The sequence below is a fragment of the Bradyrhizobium sp. G127 genome, assembly GCF_021502575.1.
Taxonomy (GTDB): Bacteria; Pseudomonadota; Alphaproteobacteria; order Rhizobiales; family Xanthobacteraceae; genus Afipia.
The window spans coordinates 1,200,108-1,216,368 of sequence record NZ_JAKFGN010000002.1 but is presented as its reverse complement, the minus strand read 5'-3'; the positions used below and the strand labels follow the sequence as shown (position 1 = coordinate 1,216,368).

General features: G+C 57.3%; 17 protein-coding genes. 2 read left to right on the top strand and 15 right to left on the bottom strand.

The features are described 5' to 3' along the window. Nucleotide 1 precedes the first annotated feature (1 nt). From LVY71_RS17905 to LVY71_RS17860, 10 genes are all read right to left on the bottom strand, one after another. The gene (locus LVY71_RS17905) at nucleotides 2-1,870 is read right to left on the bottom strand and encodes a PHA/PHB synthase family protein (RefSeq protein ID WP_283842540.1); all 1,869 of its coding nucleotides are present in this window, start codon (nucleotides 1,868-1,870) and stop codon (nucleotides 2-4) included. Then, complete coding sequence (locus LVY71_RS17900) at nucleotides 1,867-2,058, bottom strand: hypothetical protein (RefSeq protein ID WP_235101196.1); 192 nt, start codon at nucleotides 2,056-2,058, stop codon at nucleotides 1,867-1,869. The genes LVY71_RS17905 and LVY71_RS17900 overlap by 4 nt, the downstream gene beginning before the upstream one ends. An 82-nt stretch (nucleotides 2,059-2,140) precedes the next feature. After that, nucleotides 2,141-4,711 carry a cation-translocating P-type ATPase gene (locus LVY71_RS17895; protein ID WP_235101195.1) on the bottom strand — a complete coding sequence of 857 codons (2,571 nt, stop codon included), beginning with the start codon at nucleotides 4,709-4,711 and terminating at the stop codon, nucleotides 2,141-2,143. Between the two features lie 49 nt (nucleotides 4,712-4,760). Beyond that, on the bottom strand, nucleotides 4,761-5,606 hold the full coding sequence (locus LVY71_RS17890; protein WP_235101194.1) for a universal stress protein: 846 nt from the start codon (nucleotides 5,604-5,606) through the stop codon (nucleotides 4,761-4,763). A 91-nt stretch (nucleotides 5,607-5,697) separates the two neighbouring features. Beyond that, complete coding sequence (locus LVY71_RS17885) at nucleotides 5,698-6,402, bottom strand: helix-turn-helix domain-containing protein (protein WP_235101193.1); 705 nt, start codon at nucleotides 6,400-6,402, stop codon at nucleotides 5,698-5,700. Between the two features lie 118 nt (nucleotides 6,403-6,520). Next, a complete protein-coding gene (locus LVY71_RS17880; RefSeq protein ID WP_235101192.1) occupies nucleotides 6,521-6,913 on the bottom strand; it encodes a response regulator transcription factor in 393 nt (130 codons plus the stop codon). A 76-nt stretch (nucleotides 6,914-6,989) separates the two neighbouring features. Further along, nucleotides 6,990-7,607 carry a response regulator FixJ gene (fixJ, locus tag LVY71_RS17875; RefSeq protein WP_235101191.1) on the bottom strand — a complete coding sequence of 206 codons (618 nt, stop codon included), beginning with the start codon at nucleotides 7,605-7,607 and terminating at the stop codon, nucleotides 6,990-6,992. Further along, entirely contained in the window at nucleotides 7,597-9,132 is a 1,536-nt protein-coding gene (gene fixL / locus LVY71_RS17870; RefSeq protein WP_235101190.1) for a sensor protein FixL, read from the bottom strand. Before fixL ends, fixJ begins: the two co-directional genes overlap by 11 nt. A gap of 238 nt (nucleotides 9,133-9,370) precedes the next feature. Continuing rightward, nucleotides 9,371-9,733: a phasin family protein gene (locus tag LVY71_RS17865; RefSeq protein ID WP_235101189.1), complete on the bottom strand. Its 363-nt coding sequence runs from the start codon at nucleotides 9,731-9,733 to the stop codon at nucleotides 9,371-9,373. A 139-nt stretch (nucleotides 9,734-9,872) separates the two neighbouring features. Then, nucleotides 9,873-10,601, bottom strand: a complete 729-nt coding sequence (locus LVY71_RS17860; RefSeq protein WP_235101188.1) for a CBS domain-containing protein — start codon at nucleotides 10,599-10,601, stop codon at nucleotides 9,873-9,875. A 217-nt stretch (nucleotides 10,602-10,818) separates the two neighbouring features. On the opposite strand from LVY71_RS17860, the gene LVY71_RS17855 reads away from it, so the two are divergent. After that, nucleotides 10,819-11,646: a universal stress protein gene (locus tag LVY71_RS17855; RefSeq protein WP_235101187.1), complete on the top strand. Its 828-nt coding sequence runs from the start codon at nucleotides 10,819-10,821 to the stop codon at nucleotides 11,644-11,646. 96 nt (nucleotides 11,647-11,742) lie between these two features. On the opposite strand, the gene LVY71_RS17850 is transcribed toward LVY71_RS17855, so the two are convergent. Together LVY71_RS17850 and LVY71_RS17845 are read right to left on the bottom strand one after the other, a co-directional pair. Then, nucleotides 11,743-12,603 (bottom strand): CHAD domain-containing protein, encoded by an 861-nt coding sequence (locus LVY71_RS17850; protein WP_235101539.1) that lies wholly within the window; start codon nucleotides 12,601-12,603, stop codon nucleotides 11,743-11,745. 98 nt (nucleotides 12,604-12,701) lie between these two features. Further along, nucleotides 12,702-14,273: a bifunctional aminoglycoside phosphotransferase/ATP-binding protein gene (locus tag LVY71_RS17845; RefSeq protein WP_235101186.1), complete on the bottom strand. Its 1,572-nt coding sequence runs from the start codon at nucleotides 14,271-14,273 to the stop codon at nucleotides 12,702-12,704. A gap of 196 nt (nucleotides 14,274-14,469) precedes the next feature. Here LVY71_RS17845 and LVY71_RS17840 point away from each other — a divergent pair, with 196 nt between their 5' ends. After that, nucleotides 14,470-14,895: a CBS domain-containing protein gene (locus LVY71_RS17840; RefSeq protein WP_235101185.1), complete on the top strand. Its 426-nt coding sequence runs from the start codon at nucleotides 14,470-14,472 to the stop codon at nucleotides 14,893-14,895. 121 nt (nucleotides 14,896-15,016) lie between these two features. Here the strand turns inward: LVY71_RS17840 and LVY71_RS17835 are convergent, their stop codons facing one another. The 3 genes from LVY71_RS17835 to LVY71_RS17825 are packed head-to-tail and all read right to left on the bottom strand — an operon-like array spanning nucleotide 15,017 to nucleotide 16,220. Next, nucleotides 15,017-15,424 (bottom strand): hypothetical protein, encoded by a 408-nt coding sequence (locus LVY71_RS17835; protein ID WP_235101184.1) that lies wholly within the window; start codon nucleotides 15,422-15,424, stop codon nucleotides 15,017-15,019. A gap of 44 nt (nucleotides 15,425-15,468) precedes the next feature. Beyond that, nucleotides 15,469-15,945 (bottom strand): phage holin family protein, encoded by a 477-nt coding sequence (locus tag LVY71_RS17830; RefSeq protein ID WP_235101183.1) that lies wholly within the window; start codon nucleotides 15,943-15,945, stop codon nucleotides 15,469-15,471. Continuing rightward, nucleotides 15,942-16,220: a hypothetical protein gene (locus LVY71_RS17825; protein ID WP_235101182.1), complete on the bottom strand. Its 279-nt coding sequence runs from the start codon at nucleotides 16,218-16,220 to the stop codon at nucleotides 15,942-15,944. Before LVY71_RS17825 ends, LVY71_RS17830 begins: the two co-directional genes overlap by 4 nt. Nucleotides 16,221-16,261 lie beyond the last annotated feature (41 nt).

Sequence of the window (16,261 nt, the reverse complement as noted above, 5' to 3'; positions counted from 1 at the left end):
GTCACCGTTGAAAGACGTAGGTGCCGGGCGCGTCCGCGACCGGCGGGTAGCCTTTCGCGGCGGCACCCACGGCTGGCGGCTGTACGCGCACCTGCGACGAATGACCGGCGAGCCAGTCGTGCCAATCCACCCACCACGATCCGTTTTTCTGCTTGGCGGCGGCGGCCCATTCGTCAGGCCCCAGGGAAATATCGGCGTTGTGCTTCAAGGCGATACGGAAATGATGTTTGGCGTGGCCGGGCTCGCTGACAATACCAGCATTGTGACCGCCACTTGTTAGCACGAATGTGACATCCGTATCGGTCAGTTGATGAATTTTATAGACAGAGCGCCAAGGGGCGACGTGGTCGCGTTCGGTGCCAACGACGAACATCGGAGCACGGATATTCTGGATCGCGGCGGGGCGTCCATCGACCATGAAGCTGCCTGCGGCGAGCTCATTGCGCAGATAAAGCTTCTCCAGATATTCCGCATGCATCTTGTACGGCATGCGGGTCGAGTCCGCATTCCAGGCCATGAGATCGATCATCGGCGTGCGCTCACCCATCAGATAGTCCTGCACGAGATGGGACCAGATGAGATCATTGGAGCGCAGCAGTTGAAAGGCACCCGCCATCTGGTCGGCGGAAAGATAGCCTTTGTTCCACATCACGCTCTCAAGGAAATGCAACTGGCTGTCGTCGATAAAGAGCGCAAGTTCTCCCGGCTCGGTGAAGTCTGTTTGGGCCGCGAGCAGTGTAACGGATGCCAGGCGGTCGCTCTGGGTACGTGCCATGGCCGCCACGGCGATTGAGAGCAACGTTCCCCCAAGGCAATAGCCCGCAGCGTGAACCTTGCGGTCGGGAACGACCGCGTTCACCACATCCAGCGCCGCCATGACGCCCAGCTGCCGGTAGTCGTCCATGGTGAGATCACGGTCGCTGGCTGTCGGATTGAGCCACGAGATGCAGAAGACGGTGTGTCCCTGCCCGACGAGATAACGGATCAGCGAATTCTCCGGCGACAGATCGAGAATATAATATTTCATTATCCAGGCCGGCACGATCAGGACCGGCTCCGCGAAGACAGTCTCTGTCACTGGCGAATACTGGATCAGCTCAATCAGGCGGTTTCGGAAAACGACTTTTCCTGGAGTGGTCGCCACGTTTTTTCCAACGACGAATTTCTCGATGCCGACCGGAGGCTGTTTCGTGACAAGGCGGTTCGCATCTTCCAGCCAGTTCTGGAAGCCGCGAACGAAATTTTGCCCGCCCGTCTTGATCGCTTTATCGACCACCTGGGGATTGGCGAAGGGGATATTCGAGGGTGAAAACATGTCCAGGAACTGGCGCGCGGCAAACGACACCACGTCCTCGTGATGCGGCGTGACGCCGGGTACCTCGTGCGTGACGTTGTGCCACCATTGCTGATTGAGCAGAAATGCCTGCGCCCACAGATTGTATGGGGGCTTGCGCCAGGCATCGGCGGCAAAGCGGTAGTCGCCCGGCAAGGGTTCGATGCATGGGTGTTCGTCCGCGGCGAGGCCGGTGGCAGCCATGTGAGCGCCCAGCCGGCCGGCCTTGCGGGTGGCCTTGAGGGCGAGCTCCATGCACTTGCCCGGGGCAGATGCCAGATGGATAGACCAGTCCATAAAGGCGAGGGCAAGCGATGCAGGGGAAAGTCCGCCGGTTGTCTGCGCGGTCAATGCTTCCCGCATCCGGTCAAGCGCTCGGAATGCCTCGTCGCCGATACTTTCGTCATGCTTCGGTGGCAGATTTTGCTGCGCGCCCGCCGGTGTATTGGCCGACGCGGGTGTCAGCGGGGCAGGGGCACCGAGCCGGGTCTGCGGTGTTTCCGTATTCAGAGGGACAACATTGGGCTGCGTGCTCATTTACTTCCTTTGGTCTTCACCCAAGGCTTCCAGCGCGTAGGCCAAAATGCAGCCAGTACCACGGAGCCTGCGATAAGAAGCGTCGCGACCACCATCTGAACAAATCCAAAGCTGTCGGCATCGCGTGCGACGAACCATGCAGCTATTGGGCCGGCGATAATCAACAATACCCGCACGATCCATGCCATGATCTATAACTCTATCTTGATAGTTTCCGATCACGTCTCTTGTAAGACGAGAATGTTTCTTTCGATTGATTTCAATCAATTCCTACATGACAGTCACATTCTGATGGATCGATCGTTTCGTAAACAACCTGGAATTTGCGACAAGTTTTGCAAGTCCGAACCATCCACCCAGAGCTACGCCGGCCACGCCTGCGATCGCAAGTATCGAAAAAGATGGCGGTGTCATCTGAAACAATTGGCCAGCCTGCGGGACGAATAGCAGGATCGCAACAACGGCCATGGTCGATCCGAAGATGCCCCAGAATATAATCCGGCGCCTGTCAAAGAACGAGGTGCCTACTTCGGCGGTATCGGCAAAAGCCAGGGTGAGATTCCCCACAATCGCCGCGGTAAACGCAGCCGCGCGCGCCTCGGTGGCGGGATATCCGGATTGCAGCATGCCATAGTAGATCGAAAACACACCGGTCAGCAGGATCACACCCTGTGCAACACTGATGAGCAGTTCGCGTCGCCCGAACAGGGCAATTTTTTTGTCTCGTGGTGTTTTTCGCATTGTGTCCGGCGCGGCAGGTTCTGCTTCAAAGACCAATGAACAGACCGGGTCGATCACAAGCTCGAACAGGATGACGTGCATCGGAAAGAAAAGCGGAGGAAGGCCAAACACAATTGGCAGCAGCGCCAGCCCGGCAATCGGAATGTGCGTAGCTGTGATAAATATAAGCGCCTTGCGCAGATTGGTGAAAATCCGCCGGCCTTGCTGAATACCCCCAATGATGGAGAGAAAGCTGTCGTCAAGCAGGACAATATCCGATGCCTCGCGCGCCACGTCGGTGCCGCGATTTCCCATTGCAAGCCCCACCTGAGCCGCTTTCAGCGCCGGAGCGTCGTTGACGCCGTCGCCGGTCATCGCAACGACCTCTCCGCGGGCCTTAAGCGCCTCCACCAGCGCAAGCTTTTGCTCCGGCATGACACGGGCGAAGACACGAACGGTTTTCAGCCGCTCGCGCAGCGTGGCGGGATCCATCTCCGCAATTTCTCCGCCCGTCAGAATGCCGCCTTTGACAGAGATTCCAGCATCGCGCGCAATTGCGAGCGCGGTTGCTGGATAATCGCCGGTAATCATAGCGACGGATATGCCGGCTCGATGCGCGACGGCGAGGGCCTCCGGAACGCCGGCGCGGACGGGGTCCTGGAAACCGATCAGGCCGGCGAAGTTGAATGGGAGATCGGACAGATCCGCGGGCGGCTGGTCGGCATGAACCCGCGACGCGACGCCGAGCACTCGAAACCCTTTGGCTGCCATTGAGGCCACAGCTTCCAGCATTTTCTGCTGTGTATCCGGCGCCATCCTGCAAAGCCTGAAGATGGCCTCGGGGGCGCCTTTCGCGGCGAAAAACAGATCATCATGCCGCTTCCAGACCTGGATAACCGCCAGCAGATCGGGATGAAGCGGGCGCGTCAGAAAAGGGGCTTGGTCGTCGATAAAATAGGCGGACGCGGCATCGGGGACGAGCCCGCGAATGGACAAATCCATCGGATCGACCGGATGGACCGCCGAAGCCAAGGCCGCGATCGACATGACCTGGGCAATTTGCGGAGATTGTATCGGTCGGTCTAACGGGTGCAGTTCTCCGCCGGTCCAGACCGCCGCCACCGACATTCTGTTTTCAGTTAGTGTGCCGGTCTTGTCGACACAGAGGAATGTAATTGCACCCAAGGTCTCGATAGCCGCCGCACGGCGCACCAGCACCTTGTTCTGAGCCAGCCGCCAGGCCCCGATTGCCATGAAGATGGCAAGCACCATCGGAAATTCTTCTGGAACAAGCGCAATTCCCAGTGTGAGGCCGGCCAGCATTCCCTGGATCCAGTCGTGGCGAAGAACGCCGTAAGCGATAATGACCAGACTGCAAATGCCAATTGCGAAGATTCCGAGATAGCCGACCAGTGTCGCCGACGTCCGCTGCAATGGCGTCTGTTCTGCTTGCAGTAGCGAGAGTGAAGAACCGATGTTTCCCAAGCGCGTATGCATGCCGGTGTGAACCGCGCGGAGCGCACCGTCGCCGTGAACGACGAGTGTGCCTGCGAAACCTGTGGACATGTCCCGATCGTCCGGCGCCGCTGGATCGCAGGTTGTCTGTGTTACGGAGGAAGCTGACTTCAGCACCGGGACGGATTCTCCAGTGAGAAGCGACTCGTCGATTGTCAGGACGCCGCTGGAGATAATTCGCCCGTCGGCGGGGATACGCTCACCGGCTGTGACCAGCACGGTATCGCCAGGGACCAATTCGCGCGCCGGGATGCGCCGCTCCTGCCCATCGCGGATGACCCGCGCATGCGGTTCAGCCAGCGCTTGCAGCGCTTTCAATGCGCTCTCGCTGCGCGCTTCCTGTAGGATTACCAAGGTGAGGGAAATGAGCGCGCCCGCAGAGACGAACAATCCTTCTCCGAGACTGCCTAGAACAAGATAAAGCCCGGCCGCCACGAGAAGCAGCAGGAACGTTGGCTCGCGCAACGTCTCCTTGATGATATTAAGAATAGTGCGCGTATTTGCGCTGTATATGATGTTGGGTCCGACCTGAGCGAGGAGCTTTTTTGCGTCCTTCTCGCTCAGTCCCTGATGCTCTTCGGCGTCTCTATCGATATCCGTATCCATAACGGGTTCCGGATGATTTTCGTCGTCAGAGAGCCGCTGACGCATTCGATCAATGCGAGAGAAAGACCGGCACCGGAGGCTTCGACAGCATCGATTTTGTCGCACCGCCCAAAACAAACTCGCGAATCCGCGAGTGGCCATAAGCACCCATCACCATCAGGTCGATCTTCTTGGCAGCTATGAACTGCTCCATGACCGTACCGATATTCTTGCCGCCGGCATCGATTTCGTCGATCGATACACTGATCCCATGCCGGGACAGATGGGTTGCCAGTTCATATGTTGCGCGGGACGCATCGAAAACTTTTTCATTTGTCACCGTGAGAATTCGCACGGTTTTCGCTCGCTGAAGGAGCGGTATCGCATCGGCGACAGCACGGGCTGCGGTGCGGCTGTAGTCCCAGGCGACTGCAACGGTATCAAGCTTGAAGGCGGACTGCTGCGAGCCTTCTGGAACGACAAGGATCGGACGCCCTGACTGGAAGACAATCGTTTCGGCATGCCACTGATCGACGTCGTCGGCGTCGGAGAGGGGAATGATGGTCAAATCCTTCAGCCTTGCATACTCGGCCATAAGTCCGGGAATTTCTCCGGCCAGTCCGGTCTCGTGGATCGTCTCGTAGGCGACCCCTTGTTTTTCCGCTTCGGAGTTAAACGCAGCCAGCAGGGAGAGAGTATTATCCTTGCTCTTACGGGTTTCCGCCGCGATCATGCCCGAGATGTTCAGCATCGAGTTTCCGAAGACGCTGCGTGGCACCTCTATTTTCAGATCCGCCGCAAAGGCCGTCATACGGCAACCCATGAAACCTGCGAAGGTCACAGCGTACTGAATTGCAGTGGTTGCCGTCGCCTGGGGGTAAGTCGTCAACACCAGCAGCGCGTCTTTGATACTCATTATCGCATCCATTGAGATTTCAGGAGGTCAACGACATTTCAATTCTCTTGAGAATTGAAATGTCCGCGTGCGTTACGTCGAGATGCGAACGTCAGGCATCCATGTTGCGCAGGCATTGACGGTTGCGGAGCACAATCTGGCGAGCCCCGGAAAATCCCAATACGCCCTGACTCTGAAGCTGCGACAGTGTTCGCGAAACCGTTTCGAGGGTCAACCCCAGATAGTCAGCGATATCCCGGCGGCACATGGGCAGAGCCATCATTTCGGTGATGGAAAGACGGCGATCCATTTCCAGAAGGAACGTGGCAACTCGCTCCATGGCGGTCTTGCGGCCGAGCAACAGCATGTGATCTTCCGCATGCCGAAGATCACCCGAGGTCATAGCCCAGAGATTGCGCGCGACGCGAACATCGGTCTCGGCGGCTTGCTCCAGACCGCGGCGTTTCACCAGCCGAACCGTCGTGTCCACGATGGCTTCCGTTGTCAGGCGATGGCTTGCGCCGGATTCGAGTCCGAACACGTCGCCGGGCAGATGGAATGCGCCGATCTGGCGGCGTCCGTCGGACAGCAGCTTGTAGCTTCGCACAGCTCCGCGGATGACCTGGTAGACGTAATCAGCCGATTCACCTTCGCCGTAGATTTCCTCGTCTTTCTTGTAGGAAAACTCCGTTGCGATAAGGCCCGCATGGGTCGTGACCATACAGAACTGGTCAGTCGCGGCAGGAGGAAAGGAACTCTTGTTGGCGAGATTACCCAGAGTTGCGGGAACGGTTGTGGTGAGCGACTGCGTAAGCATTGGCCATCTCCTGTGCGGCGGATGACCAATGTTTATTGAGGTAGATCAGAGCTGGATATTTCGCTCGTTATCTTAAGGGGATTCACCTAAGTAGTTTACCGGAGGTCATCCGGATACGTTAACCGGCGGCGGGTCTTTCCTGCATGGCTTGCCGGATATGGGCGATAAGGCTTTCTTCCAGATGCGGCTTCAGCAGGACGTGTTTCAGCCCCGCAGCCGCAGCTTTTGCCGGGATATTTTCGTCCGGATAGCCTGTGATCAGAATAATGGGGGTGGTGATGTCCTGGTCCCGTAAGCGATTCGCCAGATCGATGCCGTTCATGTTCGGCATCTTGTAGTCGATTACAAAACAATCGACGTCCCGGGCAGTATCCGAACTGAGCACGGCGGTTCCGTTCCGGAACGTGCGCACCTCGAATCCTTCGGTTTCAAGAAGGAACCGGAGCGAGCCGAGAACGTCCAGATCGTCGTCGATCACATAGATCGTCGACTTCGGAAACGGGGAGGGCATCAGCGAGCCCCTAAAAGATATGGATGGCACATTTTTCAATAACTAGGCAGTTCTTCCCGCGCCGTATTGACTTACCTCAATCCTTGAGAATCCCTCCCCGCATCGCGAGCCGCACCAGTTCGGAGATGCTGCTGGCCTGCATTTTTGTCATCACGTTCGCCCGGTAAACCTCAATGGTCCGGGGACTGATATTGTATTCTCGTGCGATCAGCTTGTTGGAAAGTCCCGCGATGAGGCCTTCCATGACCTGTCGTTCGCGCGGGCTCAGCGCGGCGATTCGGGCCGTGATATCGGCTGTGACGGATTCACCTTTCCGCTCGTGGTCCGCCCTGCTCAGCGCGACAGTGATCGTGTTCAGCAGCCGTTCGTCCTCGAACGGCTTCTCGAGAAAGTCGATCGCTCCCAGCTTCATGGCTTCGACGGCCAGCGGGATGTCGCCATGTCCTGTCATGATGATGACCGGAAGCTGCTTGTTATCGCTCTTCAGCCGCTTGAGAAGGTCGATGCCATCAAGACCCGGCATTCGCACATCGGACACAACGCATCCAAATCCAAGGCTTGGAACAGCGTCAAGAAAGCTCAGGGCAGAATCAAACAGCGTCACCTTGAAGCCCGCGGAGTCCAGCAGGAAGTCCAGGGAGTCCCGCATCGCGGGGTCGTCGTCGATGACATAGACGGTCTTGTTAGGCGACATCTGTCAGCCCTTCGATCGGTGCGGCCGGCAATGTGAAACGGAATGTTGCGCCGCCCGATGAATTGCTTTCGGCCCACATCCGGCCACCATGAGCTTCGACGATGGTTCGGCTTATGGAAAGGCCCACGCCCATACCGGTTTCCTTTGTCGTGAAGAAAGTTTGAAACAGGCTGGCCCGGTGATTGTCTCCGATACCGTGCCCGGTGTCAGATACGGCTATTTCGATCATATCGTCCGCTGTTTTGGTGTTCGTCGCGACCAACTCCCGTTTGGCAGAGTTGGCCATCGCTTCAAGTGCATTGCGGAACAGATTGACCAGAACCTGCTGAATCTGGACGCGATCGACCAGCACAAGATCGCAGTCGGGATCGAGTACGAAATGCAGTGACACACCCTGTTCGCGGGCACCGGTCAGGCCGAGCGCTCCGGCTTCCTCGATCATCTTTGAAAGCCGCTCGACGCGCTTCTCCGATTCCCCGCGCGACACGAAATCGCGAAGCCGCCGGATGATCTGGCCGGCGCGGATCGCCTGTTCTGCGGCGCGATCCATCGCGGTTTCAATTTTCGACAGATTGGGATCTGACATTTCCGCCAGCAGCCGACGCGAGCCCTTCATATAATTGCTGATGGCCGCGAGCGGCTGGTTAAGCTCGTGTGCGAGAGCAGATGCCATCTCGCCCATTGCACTCAGGCGCGACACATGCACCAGCTCAGATTGCAATTCCTGAAGCCGGGCCTGTGTCTGCTGGTATTCGGTCAGGTCGCGCACGAAACCAGTGAAATAAGGTTCGCCGCCCGATTGCATTTCGCCGATCGAAAGATGCATCGGAAAGGTCGTTCCGTCCTTACGCTTGCCGGTGACGATACGTCCAATCCCAATAATATGACGTTCGCCAGTCGACTGATAGCGGGCGAGATAGTCGTCATGACGCGCGCTGTCCGGGATAGGCATCAGAATGCTGACATTTTGGCCGATGGCCTCCCGTTCTGTGTACCCGAACTGTCTCTCGGCCGCGCTGCTGAAAAATTGCATGATGCCCCGCCCGTTGATGACGATCATGGCGTCGGGGATGGTGTCGAGAATCGACCGAATGTGGCTTTCGCGCGTTCTGAGCGCATCCTCGAGCTTTTTATGCTCGTCGATGTCGAGCACGATTCCGCAAAGGTAGCGCGGCGTTCCAGCTTCACTTTTGATGACACCGCCGCGCGCCCTGATCCAGTGGGTTCCGCCGTCTTCTCTGCGGACCCGATACTGGATGTCGAAGCTGCGTCCGCTTGCCGCAGACTGTTTTATGGCGAGTTCGGTACGATCCCGGTCCTCGGGGGCGAGCAGGGAAAGAAATAACGTGTAATCAACGGGCCGTTCGTGGGAAACTCCGAAAAGTGCCCGTGTGGCGCCGGACCAGACCAGTTCGTAAGTTGAGAGGTCGAGATCCCAAGTCCCTATTCCGGATCTCTGGATACCAAGCCGCAGACGTTCATCTCGAAACTGGCCTTCAGGCGTCGATGGGTCTTCGCTGTTCAAGCTCTGCCTTCTTCCGTGGAATACCTATCATCCGGCTCTGCTTTTATATTAAGCAGATTTGGCGGGAGATGATAACCACCTTGGAAAAGGGGCAGGCTCAAGTCCCACCGCCGAAGCAGGGTTCTATGAGGGGCTGATCTCAGGTCGGAAGTGCGCTGGCAGGGCGGAAAACTCGTTATGACGGGCCATCTTGGCGAATCGGTCCCGCCGCTGGCCGATACGGGCTAGCGACGCAAAATCAGGCCTGAACCGTTCCGAGCAATTTGACGGATTTATCGAGAATTTCCCGGCCATGGGCGACAAACCGCTGGCTGTCCTGACGGACGACATCCATCTGATGCTGGCTGCATTCATGCCAAGCTCTGACAATGTCTTTGAAGGAGTGAGCTTCCGCCACTTTCGACGCGAATTCAGCCAAGACGTTCATCTGGGCCTGCGTATGCTCGATCACGCTGCTTCCGGCTTCGATCATTTCATCGAAAATGGCCTTCTGGGCCCCCAACGAAAATTCCAGGCCCCGCTTGTTGGCCTCGGCGATCTGAGCCGTAACCTCGTCCCCCAGTTTTGGCTCGGCTGGTGCCTGCTCATGAAGTTCCGGCATCGTCAGTCTCCCGTGCTGGATTTGAACAATTCAGGATCGCATCGCGACGGAAGCGCCTCCTTGATGTCGATCAATTCTTCATGCCATGAGCGCTCACGGCAAAACGAGCGACCGCCGCTTTCCTTATGTAGGGATCAGGTCAGTTAGCCTTCGCCCATTCTTCATCTTCCGGCGAACTGACATACATCCCGGACATGGGATCGACCCAGCACAGGTGATCGTGAACGGTCCTGACGCCGGGAACGTTCTCCGCAGCCACAATCGAAGCCTGCCGTGAGCGATCGTCGGTAATGACGCCGCTGAGATGCACGATGCCGTCGCGCACGACAACGTTCAGCCCGTAAGGATGCCAGTCGCTCTTCTCGATAGATGCAATAATGCGGTCGCGGATATGATCGTCGTCCGCTGTCGGATCGGGAACGTCGCGGGCGAGGCCGGCGACCGCCTGAAGCAGATTGGACCGGGTTACGATTCCGACGATGGCGTCGCCGCGCATCACGGGAAGACGCTTAACGTTTTTCTTCTCCATGAGCTGAACGATGTCTTCGAGCGGCGTGTCCTCTGTGACTGTGTAAGGTTCCGGTGTCATGACTTCACTGACCTTCCGGCCCTGTTCATGTACAAACTCCGAAGCCGATTTGCCGGGACCAATCAGGAATTTCAGCCATCGGCCGCGCTTGCGTCCGGTCCCGATTTCCGCACGGCGGATAAAGTCGCCCTCCGAAACGATACCGATCAGCTTGCCTGATTTGTCGATCACCGGAAGTCCACTGATATGTTGCTGCAGCATCGTATTCGCGGCTTCGAGCACAGGGGTATCGGGGGTGACCGACAAGACCTGCCGAGTCATGATCTGGTGAGCACGCATGGGTGATCTCCGACGTCAGGATTGATGATTTCAAAACTATCCAGATGTAAGGATTTGCCGCTTGATCGATGTCAAGGGGACTCGTTGATCTATCTCATCTTTCCCGTCAAACTTCGGACTAGGAAGCGTTGATGGCGCTTCACGTTTCTTTGAGTGGCTGCCATTATGGACGTGGGCGGTTCATGTGAAACGCCGATCGTACTCAACGGAGAGACGTATGACATACGCGACTGTGATGGTCAGTTTGGCACTCGACCAATCCAACGAAGCCAGCCTGGCAGTTGCAGGCGATGTCGCCGAGCAGTTTGATGCGTGTGTGATTGGAGTTGCCGCGGCCGAGTTCAGTCCGCCTCTGTATTACACCTCGGGAGACGCCGCCCAGAATTTCATAGATCAGGGCTATGCCTCTATCCAGAAACGCATAACGGAGCTGGAGGCGCAATTTCGCGACGCGCTGCAAAAGCGGGCGAAGGAAATTGATTGGCGTTCCGCCCGGGACATGCCGTCCTCATACGTCGTGAAGCAGTCGCGAGCCGCCGACATTGTGATCACCAGTGGAAGTTCTTCGGCGGTTGCAGATCCTTTCACACGAGCCAATCCAAACGACCTTGTGATGCAGACGGGAAGGCCGCTGCTGCTCGTTCCATCGACAGTCCAGTGGCTGGATTTGAGGAGCGTCGTGATTGCCTGGAAGGACTGCCGGGAGGCCCGGCGTGCGATTGTCGATGCGTTGCCGATGCTTCGTAAAGCCAAGGACATCACGGTTGCGGCCATTGTGGAGGAAGAGGATAGCCGGTCTATGGTTTCGGCGGGGGTGAAGGACGTCGTCGGATGGCTATCCCGCCATGGTATTTTCGCTTCCGAATTGGTCGTCGAGGCAAATGGAAGTGCGACAACGCAACTGGATCGGGTGGCAGCTGACGCGGGGGCTGGGATTGTGATCGCCGGAGCCTACGGTCATTCACGATTTCGCGAATGGGTTTTGGGCGGAATGACGCGGCATCTGATCACAGACTCGACCCGGTGCTCCTTGTTGTCCCGCTAGGACGTCAATCCGCCTAGCACCATGTCGACTTCAACGCAGGTCAGAGCCGGATATTTGTCTCGGCCAGGGAGGAGCGGCGGTCGTCCTCCGCGGTTGCTACGTCCAGAACGGCTTGGTCTGCGCCATTTTATGGTAGGCGGCAGCAGCGGCGTTTATCAGCTGCTTGGTGCGTTTTTCGCTATCCGGAATAGCTGCGCGGTCTTGTTTCGCTCGGGTGCGATTGTGCGACCGATCATGGAAACCGGCAGTTAGAGATCGCGCTCTTTCCGCATCGTTCAGGCTGCCGAGAGTTTCCTGCCCATTGCGCAGGTACTTTTGTATAGCTTTCTGCCTCGCCGGATGTTTGGTTGAAAACAACGGTGCGAAAAACTCTATCGCGTAACGCAGTCTCTTGGTTGCGATGCGCAGCCGGTGGAGTTTTTCTATACTCATGCCTTCAAGACTGCGGCTTTTCTTCAGCAATTTCCTGTGCCATCGCGATAATTTGTGCGCGGCGTAGGTCGCGATTGCTTCAGCGCGGAGCTTGCTTGTCGTTGCGGTCTGACCGCCGCCTTCGACCCAGAGCAAAAGGTTTTGGATCAGCCGCTCATATCGCTGTGATTTCAATGCGCGGGTCACACGCTGATGGCTCTGGGTCCATTTCCGGTTTCGTACCTTGGCCAGGACCGGGGTCTCAAAGTCTTCGTCCGCATTCGCCTTGAGCCGCACCATCAGGACGTCCATATCTCTGGCCGCGCCCAGATAGCCGTTCAGCCACTTTAGCTCCCGTTTCAAACGAACCCATTCCGGACCAGACACCATGGGTGAGAAGAACGACACAAGCGTACGCAGGCGCATCAAGGCAATACGCATTTGATGGAGTGCATCGCCATCGTCCGCGCATGCGGCAGTCTGGTTCGCTGCTACGTCCTGTAGGCAACCATATGCAGCGCTGCGAAATGCAGCTTCGCAAGTCATGGTCGAGGTGATCCGCTTGTTCCGGTGCCGAGCGAGACGCGTTCGATGCTGTTTGTGTCGCACCGCGCTTGGAGGAGGCGGATCTGATGCCTTCGCCATCATTTTGATCCGGAGCCGAGGCGGGCGGAATCGAGCAAGGCAGCTTTGCTTTGCGCCAGCGTTTGTTCCGGAGACCCGGACGCATCGACACTCGTCCAGTTGATCGAGCCGACATCATAGCTGTCCTGAATCCGGGCCAGTTCAGATGTGGCATCGGATGCATCGTTAACCCGTCCCCCGATGCGCTTCATTCGGGTTGCGAGATCTGCCGTCAGAAAAAGTCCAACGAAAGACAGGCTCATGTCGGTTGCGACGCGAGCGATGGCGCCGCGCTCCGCTTCGCGGGCATAGACCGCATCCACGATCACCGAGTGGCCCTGAGAAAGGGCTCGCACGGCGCGTTCGGCGAGAGTCCGGTAAACGCGTTGTGTAACCTCGGATTGATAGGCAGTGTCAGGCAGGCGGTCTGTCTCTGAGACTTGAAACAACTGCTTTCGGATGATGTCCGAACGCAGGATAACGGCGCCGGGCAGTGGTTCTGTCAGGCCGGCAAGAGCGCGGGCCAGCGCGGACTTTCCGGTGCCGGACAATCCACCGACGGCGATGAGCTTCGCTGCTGGAGGTGAGATGGACTGGCGCGCCAGTTCGAAATATATTCGGGCGGCGCTCAGAATCTTGTCCCGGTCCTTCCCTGTCTGGTCCAGGCGAGCGAGCAAGACGTGGGCCCGGATGGCCGCGCGCATCGACAGGAACAGCGGAAGTAACGCCAGTGCATCGAAATTGTCTTCGGGCGTCTTCGCCAGATAGCGGTTGAGAAGGACGCCGGCGGCTTCGGATTGTCCGTAACGGTGAAGATCCATTAGCGGAAAGGCCAGATCGTAAAGAACGTCGATCGATGCGATCGCCGGATCGAACTCGACGGCATCGAACAGCACTGGCTTGCCTTCGATTGACACGATGTTGGCGAGGTGCAGGTCGCCGTGACAGCGGCGGACAAATCCCTGTTGGCCACGCCGCTCCAGTAGGATCCTGGTACGGGCGAACGCCGATCGGCTTGCGTCATCAAGAGACTGGATGTCTTTGACATCGAAACACCCGGCTGACCGGAATGCCTCAGTGTTGCGCGCGATGATTACAGCTATGGAATCGATCCACGGACCGGTTACCGCAATCGGTGCAACGGCGTGCGATGCAGCGATGACATCGGCGACGCTCTCGGCGAAATCAGAACTCAGCGGCCGAGCTTCCGCGAGATGATCCAGGGTGAGATTTTCGTCGAAGCGCGCCATCTCGATCGCCCATTCCACAGCGGGGCCGTCGCCATCGATGGCGAAGCGGTCATCGCCATGCTGCGTAATCGGAACCACGCGGCGATAGATTTGCGGCGCGAAGATGCGGTTGATTTTCAATTCCTCATCGCAAGCGGCTTTCCGCCTGGTCAGTGTTGAATAGTCGAGGAAAGGAAAGCGGACCGCGCGTTTGATTTTCAGCGCGCGAGAGCCCGAGAGAAATACGGAGGCTGCATGGGTATCGATCCGGCGGACCGGACAATCGCCGTGTATTGCCGGGTCCATCAGGGCGGCAAGAATCTGACCCTGGATCGGATGCGCCGGCGCAGTCGAGATGGTCATGATTGCTTGATGCTACTTTTTTAGCGGGTTCGACAAAACGAGAGCTTCCGAATTACCTCATCCTAAAAACCGGAACCAGCCCCTCGCTTGACCTCGATCAAATCACTTTTGGCGATTTGCGGTCAAATACAAGAGAACCGACGCTGAAAGTTGACAGGCGTCGATAGGTCGGAAACCCTAACCACGTTGAATGCTCGTGTACAAATTTCTCGAAGAAGTGGTCTCCGACTATATGACGCGAGCGGTCAAAACCGTAACACGCGACGTGACCATGCGCGAACTCCAGAGCATGTTCAATGAGGATAGGTTCAATACTTATCCAGTTGAAGAAAACTCTCATATTTTGGGAGTGGTGACGATGTTCGATTTTCTGGATTGCTTTGCGTTCACGCCGGCGCGGATGGTTCCGAGATATGACGATCTCATGAATCGCAAGGTTGCGGATGTGATGACCGCCGAGTTTATCTATGTCAGCGGGGAGACCAAGCTTACGCGTGTTTTGCAATTGATGGTCGAGCATCGAATTCGGAGTATTCCCGTGATCGATCAGGACAGGCTAACAGGCATTATTTCGCGTGAAGACGTTATGAGGGCGTTGGAGCGCTGCGCCGACTGCACGTAGATTTCTGTTCGTTAATGATCGTCCCGTAGGGACCATCTAATAATCTAGGCTTGATATCGCGTTAGATCGTTCTCGCGCGTATCTGAGGATCGCTGCTGCCGAATTTTGCCCGGCGTTCGCGTCACAAATGGATCGTCGAAACGACGCGGAAGGTATGCATTTTACCGTCTTCGCTAATTGATACATATTCTCCCGGCACGAAATGCTCGTCCGAAAAATGGTAACCCACGTCGTCAGCGCTGTTGCTGGAAATATCGTACTGGAAAGCCCAGGCCCCGCCTGTCCGATGGACCAGATGGCCAAGGTCGTCGTCCTTGCCGGGGCGGAAGCGGGCAACCCGGCACGCCTCGCGGTGACGCTTCCACAAATCCGGATCGATCCGATTGTCTAGATCGAGCGGCGCGACAATGACATAAGCGATACCGGCATCGCCGACTGGATGTCCAGGCTCGCGCGCAAGCTCAAGCCGGATCTGCCGGAAACTCGCAGGCAGGCTTGAATTCAGGACTCTTGCTCTGGCTTTGGTCATGTCAGTTATCGTTCCCCGCCCCCGGTTGATCTTGCTTCTGCAGTTCATTCGTGTCTGGCTCGCGCCGTATCACCAGTCTTCTTCAGACTTCGAATAATGATTGTAACGAGCGGCGGAATCAGCGCGGGCAGCAGCCCCGCCAGCGGATGCTGGACGAATCCGGAAAACTGGCTTTGTAGCGACTGCGCCTCGATCTGGAGTGCGTCAATCGCCGAATTATGGACTTCTGTCGCCAGATCAAGTTCGCGGCCCGGCCGCCACTTGACCGCGATAATCAAAATGATGGCCGCAATCACGAAGTTGATTGCGCCCAGCGCGGCGGCAGCGGCAATCGCACTCCATACCTGGACCAGTGCGAAGTATCCGGCGAGCTCCAGCATCAGCAGGCCGAATGCCACGATCAGGGCGGCAAAAGCCTTCATGCCAAGACTGACAAGCATGTGCCGCAACCGAATCTCGGCGATAATTCTGTCCGTGCGCCAGAGTATTCTCAGGTTTCTTATGATTGCTTCCGAGGTCACCTGGCTCTCCCCAGCATTGCGCCCACCACGACCCCAAGCGCAAAGGCGGATGCAAGGGTCGCAATCGGTCGTTCCGATATGATGTTTTCGATCCGCTCTTCCTCGTGACCGAGTATGGTCCCGAGCTCGCTCATCGCCGACTTGATCTGAGCCGCAAGCGCATCGGCATTCGCTTTTGAAGTGTCGCGTATTTCATCGCGCTTCGCGCTCAGCGAACGAATGACGTCGTTCTTGAGCGTCTGGAGTTCGTTTTCCAGTTCGTCGAATCGAGGCATCGTTTCTGTCCTCGTTGCAGATGTTCGGTGGCACTGTAGTT